Below are 7663 nucleotides of genomic sequence, written 5' to 3' on the forward strand. Positions count from 1 at the left end.
GAAGCTCGTGGCAGCGGTGCGCAACGGCGAGGTCAAGCCGGAGACGGTGCGCCAAGCCGCGCGCCGCATCCTGACCCTGCTTGACCGCGTCGGTGCTTTTAAGCAGGCCCCCGATTTAAGCGAGCATGCGCTCGATTTGCCACAGGATCGGGCTTTGATCCGTAAGATTGGAGCCGAGGGTGCCGTGCTTTTGAAAAACGACGGCATTTTGCCGCTGCAAAAGGCAGGGCTCGGACATGTGGCGGTGATCGGGCCGAATGCAGCCGAGGCCCGTGTCATGGGCGGAGGCAGCGCCCAGATCGCCGCCCATTACAGGATCAGTCCGCTGGAGGGCATTCGCCAGGCACTGTCCAACGCCAACAGCATTCATCATGCCAGCGGTTGCCGCAACAATCGCCTGATCAACGTCTTTTCCGGTGAAATGCGTGTGGAGTATTTTGCAGGGCGCGATCTCGCGGGGCCAGTGGTGGCGACCGAAACGGCACACAAGGGCGAATTCTTCTGGTTCGATCTGCCGTCTGCGAAGCTCGATCCCAATGATTTTTCGGCCCGTATGACAGCGTCTTACATACCGGCGGAAAGTGGCGAGCACGTCTTCGGCATGACGAATGCGGGTCTTGCCAGGCTCTATGTCGACGGCAAACTTGTCGTCAACGGCTATGACGGCTGGGCTCGCGGCGACAATTATTTCGGCACAGCCAATGTCGAGCAGCGGCAGGGCATCCATCTTGACGCCGGACAGCGTTACCAGGTGGTCGTCGACTATTGCTCGTCTGCCGTGACCGAGGAAGGGATCAATCTGACGGCGGTGCGCTTCGGCGTGGAAAAGCCGCTCGGCGAAGACGCCATGATGGATGCCGTTGAAAAGGCAAGGGATGCGGATGTCGTCCTGCTTTTTGTCGGCCGTGACGGCGAATGGGATACGGAAGGTCTCGATCTGCCCGATATGCGCCTGCCGGGCCGGCAAGAGGAACTGATCGAACGTGTGGCGGCGGCAAACGCCAATACGGTCGTCGTGCTGCAGACCGGCGGACCGATCGAGATGCCGTGGCTCGACAAGGTTCGGGCCGTGTTGCAGATGTGGTATCCGGGTCAGGAACTGGGTCACGCGGTCGCCGATGTGCTGTTTGGCGATGCCGAGCCCGGCGGACGCCTGCCGCAGACCTTCCCAAAGCGCCTTTTAGACAATTCCGCCATTGTTGGTGATGCGGCCGTCTATCCCGGCAAGGACGGGCATGTGCGCTATGCCGAAGGCGTGTTCGTCGGGTACCGCCACCATGACAAGCGCGGCGTCGAGCCCCTGTTTCCATTCGGCTTCGGCCTTGGCTATACGCGGTTTTCCTGGGCTAACCTGCAGGCATCGGCGATGCACATGGTTGAGGAGGGGGTCACGGTTACCATCGATGTCACCAATACGGGCGACAGAACCGGCTCCGAACTCGTGCAGCTTTACGTGCGGCCTCTTGATTCAACGGTCGAGCGCCCGGACAAGGAGTTGCGTGCCTTTGCCAAGCTTCGGCTGGCGCCCGGCGAGACCGGCACGGCCTTGCTTGTCGTCCGGCCACGTGATCTCAGCTATTTCGACGAGCAGGTTGGAGCCTTCCGAGCCGCGGCCGGTCGCTATGAGCTTCTGGCGGCCGCCAATTCTGCCGATATCCGTTCCGCCGTCACGATCGAACTAGCAAGAGAATGGATCGGGGACGTGTCGGACCGTTCGATCTGATACTACGGGCGGCAGCGGGTGGTAAATTCGCGGATGGATGAAGGGGCGCCGAGATCAGCGTGCCGGATTGCCGGCTCCTGCGTCAGCGCGGTTCGGTCTTTCTGGAGCCGTTCCGCTTTTCCTGGAATGCTTTGAATTGCTTTAGCGGCGGCGCATGCGCAGTGGCGGGACGCGTCCGGAGAAGGAGAACTCTTCATCCCGGTCGGTGGAAGCTGCTTGAAAGATCTGTCCAACGGGTTTCGGACGCCCGAGGTAGAACCCCTGGGCTTCGTCGCAGCCTTCCATACGCAAGATTTCGAGCTGGTGATTGGTTTCGACGCCTTCCGCCAGAACCGGAATTTCAAGGCTTTTGCCGAGCGCGAGCACGGCACGGACAATGGCTTTCGCCTGGATGCTCCCATCCACTTCGCTCATGAAAGAGCGATCGAGCTTGATCTTGTCGAAGGGGAAGGAGCGCAAGGTGTCGAGCGAGGAATAGCCGGTTCCAAAATCGTCGATTGCAATGGTCACGCCAAGTGCACGGAGTTGCCGCAGGACGTGCAGCGTGCGGCTCTTGTCTGCAATGATGGTGGATTCGGTGATTTCCAGCTCCAGCCTTGCCGGCGGCAGGCCCGTTTCGAGAAGGATCGAATGAATGAGCTTGGCAAGATCGGCATGGGCGAACTGTACGGGCGAGAGATTGACGGCAATCTTGTAAGGCCTGTCCCAGGACGCCGCCTCTTTGCAAGCGGTCCGCAATACCCATTCGCCGATGACGAGGATTGTGCCACTTTCTTCGGCAATCGGGATGAATTCCGAGGGCGGCACGGCTCCCCGCTCGGGATGGTTCCAGCGCAGCAGTACCTCATAGCCGCAGATATCGCCGGTTCGCACCGAAGTCTGCACCTGATAGTGCAGTTCGAGCTGCTCCAGTTCGGCGGCACGGCGCAGGTCTTGCGCCAGCGTATGGCGGGCACGGGCGGCCTCGTCCATCCGCGACTCGTAGAAGCAGACGGCGCGGCCGATATCGGCCTTGGCGCGATACATGGCAAGATCGGCGTTGCTGACGAGGCGCTCCTGATCGGTGCCGTCATCCGGGTAGACGGCGACGCCAATGCTTGCTCCCGTCACGGTCTCGAAATCGTCGATCCGGATGGGCTCGAACAGGACCTTTTCCAGACGCGCCACGAAATCCAAAAGCTCGCTCTGGTTCTGGAACCTTTTCGTCGCGGCAAATTCGTCACCACCGACACGCGCGACGAACTCGCCGTCCCTGACGAGCCGCAGGAGCCGGCGTCCGATTGCCTTCAACGCCTGGTCGCCCGCCTTGTGCCCACGCAGGTCGTTGATTTCCTTGAAACGGTCGAGATCTATGCCGATGACCGCAAGCTTGGCCCCGTCTTCCGCGGCGTGTCCGAGCTCGGCCTGCAGATAATCGCTGAAACTGCTGCGGTTGGGCAAGCCTGTCAAAAGATCGTTGAGCGCCATGTGCTGCAGTTTCTGATAGGATTCGCGCGAGGCCCGCTCATCGATCATGTAGCTTGCGACGCCGGTGCCGATGATGAGCAGACCACCGCCGGCAACTGCAACGGCCATGGCGTCCAGCGCATGGGAATCGACAAGCCCGGCACCCATGGCCAGCGGCGTGACCGATACCGCAGCCATTGCCGTAAAGTGCAGCAGGACCACCGCGGCAACAAAAAGGACGAGGCCGGCAAACCATGCAAAACGCCAGGATCGCCTAATCGCCTGATTAAAGGCGAGTGCTGCGAAAATCACCGACAACAGGACGGAGGCGACGACATAGCCCATGTTCCATTCGACGATGCCGTCGACGCGATAGGCCATCATGCCGGTGTAATGCATGACAGTGATGGCAAAGCCGACGACTGCTCCGCCCAATTCCTGCGCAACATACGGCAAGCGTGACAGGGTAATCGCAAAACCGCAGGCACAGCCAATCACGGCCAGGAGAAGGGAGGCCATGGTCAGGATCGGATCGAAGGTGACGGGTGCACTGACCTCATAGGCCAACATGGCAATGAAATGCGTGCACCAGATCGAGGAACCGGCCGCCACGGCGGTCAGAAAGATCCAGCCGCCGCGCTGAAGGTCGCGGGTATTTTCGGCCCGCCGCAGCAGGCCGAGCGTAATCCAGCCACCGCTGATGCAGACGAAGGCCGCAAGCAGAACGAGCCATGGATTGTGTCCTGTGATGATGCAGGAGAGAACGCGCACGTGAAGATCCCAATTCTAGTCACAAGGGCAACTGTATTTCCAATTGTCGTTGTCGCGCCCGAAATCGATGATGAAGTCTTTCGCGGTCAAACACTAAAAATCGGGTAAAGACAGCCGGAGAAAAATGGCAGCCCATGTGCCATTCCGGCTCAGTCTCGATCGCGTTTTCGACCCTTGCGGCATGTTTTTTCCTGAAGTCAGCCGATTGCGACGCGAATGAACTTCATTTCCTGGCGATTGCGGCTTCGTTTTTTTGTTTGGCGCCCATTTGGGCTTGAAGAACATGTTCAATTTCTTGGTAAATTTTCTCTCAATATCGGTAATGTAAAATGAAGTCTTATATTTTATTGGAATATCAATATTTATCTCCGACAATATAAATGAGTGTATTTGAAAGTAACGATACTTTCATATCGCGAAAAATTTGTAGGCACAACTTGCAATATATATACAGAGAGCTTGCCGTGACGAAATACTGGATCTACCCGCAGCCGCTGCACGCATTGTACAGGCTTTCGAGAAAGCTGCTCGGGGATCGATCGGGTAATTTTGGAATAATGACGGCACTCGTCGCCGTTCCGTTGATCGCGGCGGGTGGTCTGGCGCTTGATGTCAGCAACGCCATGCTCGTCAGAACAGAATTGCAGAACGCGGCTGATGCGGCGGCCGTCGGCGCCATTGCGGATTCGTCTCCCGCGGTCGCAGCCGCGATGGCCATGACGAGCGACGGAACAGTCACAATCGGACAGGCCGATGCCAACAAACTCTTTCAAGGACAGGCATCGACCGATCTTCAGAACATACCGGTTAGCGTCAGCGCCGCGGTAACGCGCACGGGAAATATCGTCTCATCGACGGTCAATTTTTCGGCGAACGTGCCGACGACGCTAAGCCAGGTTATCGGAAAAACATCCATTCCCGTCAGCGGCTCGGCATCCGCACAGTATCAGACAGCGAACTTCATGGATTTCCACATGTTGCTGGACAACACGCCATCCATGGGGATCGGTGCTACTATGGCCGATATTGATAAAATGGTGGCAAACACGTCAGACAAGTGTGCCTTTGCGTGCCATATTAAAGGTTCAACGAACGACTATTACAATCTTGCGACGAATATACTGAAGATCAATACGCGTATCGACGTCGTTCGCCAGGCGACACAGTCGCTTACGGAAACCGCTACGACAAACCGGGTGACCCCCGACCAATACAGAATGGCCGTTTACACATTCGGTGCTGACGCCCACACAATTGGCTTGACCAACGTATCGCCGCTGTCATCCGATATGGCGCAGGTTAGCAGTGCCATCAGCAAGCAGAACGTGGACCTGATGACAGTTCCTCAACAGGGCTACAACAACGACCAGGACACGAGTTTCGATACGATGCTCACTCAGCTAGCGCCGATCATTGGCACCGGCGGGAGCGGAAAAACCAGTTCCGATCGTCAGAAGGTTCTTTTCCTTGTCACCGACGGGGTCGGTGACAGCTATAAGCCCAATACCTGCACCAAGCCGACGACGAACGGCCGTTGCCAGGAGCCGCTCGCCACGGCCTTCTGCCAGCCGCTGAAGAACCAGAACATCAAGATCGCCATTCTTTATACGACCTATTTTCCGCTGCCGACCAACGGCTGGTACAATCAGTGGATTGCGCCCTTCCAATCGCAAATCGGCAGCGATCTGCAAAGCTGCGCCTCACCCGGTCTCTATTTCGAGGTGAGCCCGACGCAGGGTATCTCGGATGCGATGAACGCGTTGTTCCTGAAGGTCATTCGCACGCCCCGGATTACAAGCTGACGCCAATCTTCTTGCGGTGTCGCAAGCCCGTTGTTGCGCCCGGCCGGGGCACTACATATGCTGCGGCCGAAACCGCGCAAAAATATCGCCAGCTGCAGGAGAGATGGTCTAGATCAGAACAACCGATTTGATCAGGTCTACGAGTTTTTGGCGTGTCCGTGCGTTCTTGATCTTTGCGAAGGCACGGTTAAGCTCGACGCCTTCTGCGGATGAGAGAAAGCCGACGAGATCGTTCCTGATAGCATATGGTTCGTCTAGGCAGGCAGGGTCGCCTGATATCGTATTATCGAAGAAGTGCGAGACCGGAACATCGAGGCATTCTGCAATGCGCTGCAAGCGGCTTGCGCCGACGCGGTTGACGCCTTTCTCATACTTTTGAACCTGCTGAAATGTCAGGCTAAGCTTTTCGGCCAGCGCCGATTGGCTCATGCCCAGCAGACGCCGCTGCGCACGTATACGGTTGCCGACTTCAATATCGACGGGACTGGGAAGCTTCTTCTTCGACGTATCTTGCACTTGTACCTCATTTTGCCGGTGAGACCGTCCCACCAAGCGGGCAGAGCCGCTCGGTTATGACTGCCGGGCGCTTCGAGAAACGGCAATGCCAATTGATCTCCGCGGCTGAGAGATCGCTCATTTCATGCGCGTTTGGTATAATTCCTGCGCAATCTGACTATCCCGGCGGGGTGAGGCGGAGGCCGTACGACACTTCTTGCCTAGCCAGAGGCCGACTGGCGGCTGAGCTGGCGCGCGGTGTCGATAAACGCTCTGAGCTTTGGCGCCAGTTCCGCCCGGCGCGGAAAGTAAAGAAAAAGACCGGCCTCGGTCACTGCGTGACCGTCCAAGAGCTGAACAAGCCTGCCGGAGGTGATTTCCGCCGCCACCAGCGGCTCGAAGACGTATGCCAAGCCCACTCCCGCCAAAGCAAGCTCGACGGCCGAATGCGCTTCCGTGACGATCGCCCGGCCATTCACGGTGACGGCAATATCTCTTCCGTCCTCCACGAACTCCCATTGATAGAGGCCGCCGGAGCGGATGAGGCGGTAGCCGATGCAATTATGGCTGGAAAGATCGCCAAGAGTGTTCGGACGCCCGAAGCGTCCGATGTAGCCGGGAGAGGCGACGACGATCGACCGAAACGGCGGAGTGAGGCGGACGGCCACCATATCCTGTGCGATCATCTCGCCGACGCGGATGCCGGCATCGAAACCTTCGGCAACGATATCGGTCAGCCGTTCATCGGAAAAGACCTCCACTTCGATCTCGGGATAACGCTCGGCCATGGCCGAGATCACGCGGGTGACGGCAAGCGGCAGGCAGATACGGGAGGCGTTGATGCGCAATAGGCCGCTCGGTCTGCCCTTGACGGCCTTGATGTGTTCGATGCGTTCATGGATGTCCTGCAAGGCCGGGGCAATGGTGCTGATCAGGCTCTTTCCGGCCTCGGTCAACGCTACGCTGCGCGTCGTGCGCGCAAACAGGGGCTGGCCAAGCCTTTCCTCCACCAGCCGCACGGCATGGCTGACGGCCGATGCGCTCATATTGAGTTCACTGGCGGCGGCGGCAAAACCGCTACGGCGCGCCACGGCGGCAATAATGGGCAGATGAGTCAGCAGGTCGCGCTCCATTCATGCACTATAGCGCATAATGCATGCGAATTAAATGACCTTATCGAATGGCGCGGAAGCGGCGAAGCTGAACCTATCAAATCGTGATGGGCCGGCTCGATCGCCGAACGCCATCAATTCAAAGAGGAGCATCAAGATGAGCATGGAATTCTATACGCTGGGCAATAGCGGCCTGAAGGTAACGCGGTTTGCCCTTGGCACGATGACTTTCGGCACGGAATGGGGATGGGGCGCCGACAAGGAGGCGGCACGAGCCATCTTCAACGCCTATGTCGATGCCGGCGGCAATTTCT

At 58.2% G+C, this 7663-nt stretch carries 5 protein-coding genes and 1 pseudogene; 3 read left to right on the plus strand and 3 right to left on the minus strand.

The features are described 5' to 3' along the window. A partial coding sequence (locus Q4Q11_RS29950; RefSeq protein ID WP_498571745.1) for a glycoside hydrolase family 3 protein occupies positions 1–1723 on the plus strand: 1723 nt, incomplete at its 5' end. Positions 1724–1864: 141 nt separating this feature from the next. On the opposite strand, the gene Q4Q11_RS29955 is transcribed toward Q4Q11_RS29950, so the two are convergent. Then, complete coding sequence (locus Q4Q11_RS29955) at positions 1865–3940, minus strand: putative bifunctional diguanylate cyclase/phosphodiesterase (RefSeq protein ID WP_498571746.1); 2076 nt, start codon at positions 3938–3940, stop codon at positions 1865–1867. Positions 3941–4320: 380 nt separating this feature from the next. Here Q4Q11_RS29955 and Q4Q11_RS29960 point away from each other — a divergent pair, with 380 nt between their 5' ends. Then, a complete protein-coding gene (locus Q4Q11_RS29960) occupies positions 4321–5742 on the plus strand; it encodes a pilus assembly protein TadG-related protein (RefSeq protein WP_498571747.1) in 1422 nt (473 codons plus the stop codon). Positions 5743–5850: 108 nt separating this feature from the next. Here the strand turns inward: Q4Q11_RS29960 and Q4Q11_RS29965 are convergent, their stop codons facing one another. Both Q4Q11_RS29965 and Q4Q11_RS29970 read right to left on the minus strand, forming a co-directional pair. After that, the gene (locus tag Q4Q11_RS29965; protein ID WP_112512006.1) at positions 5851–6258 is read right to left on the minus strand and encodes a helix-turn-helix transcriptional regulator; all 408 of its coding nucleotides are present in this window, start codon (positions 6256–6258) and stop codon (positions 5851–5853) included. A gap of 200 nt (positions 6259–6458) precedes the next feature. Beyond that, positions 6459–7370, minus strand: a complete 912-nt coding sequence (locus Q4Q11_RS29970) for a LysR family transcriptional regulator (RefSeq protein ID WP_498571748.1) — start codon at positions 7368–7370, stop codon at positions 6459–6461. A gap of 136 nt (positions 7371–7506) precedes the next feature. Between Q4Q11_RS29970 and Q4Q11_RS29975 the strand changes: the two are divergent. Continuing rightward, positions 7507–7663, plus strand: a pseudogene (locus Q4Q11_RS29975) (aldo/keto reductase); the annotation flags it as partial.

This window comes from Rhizobium sp. UFLA01-1127, assembly GCF_059803845.1.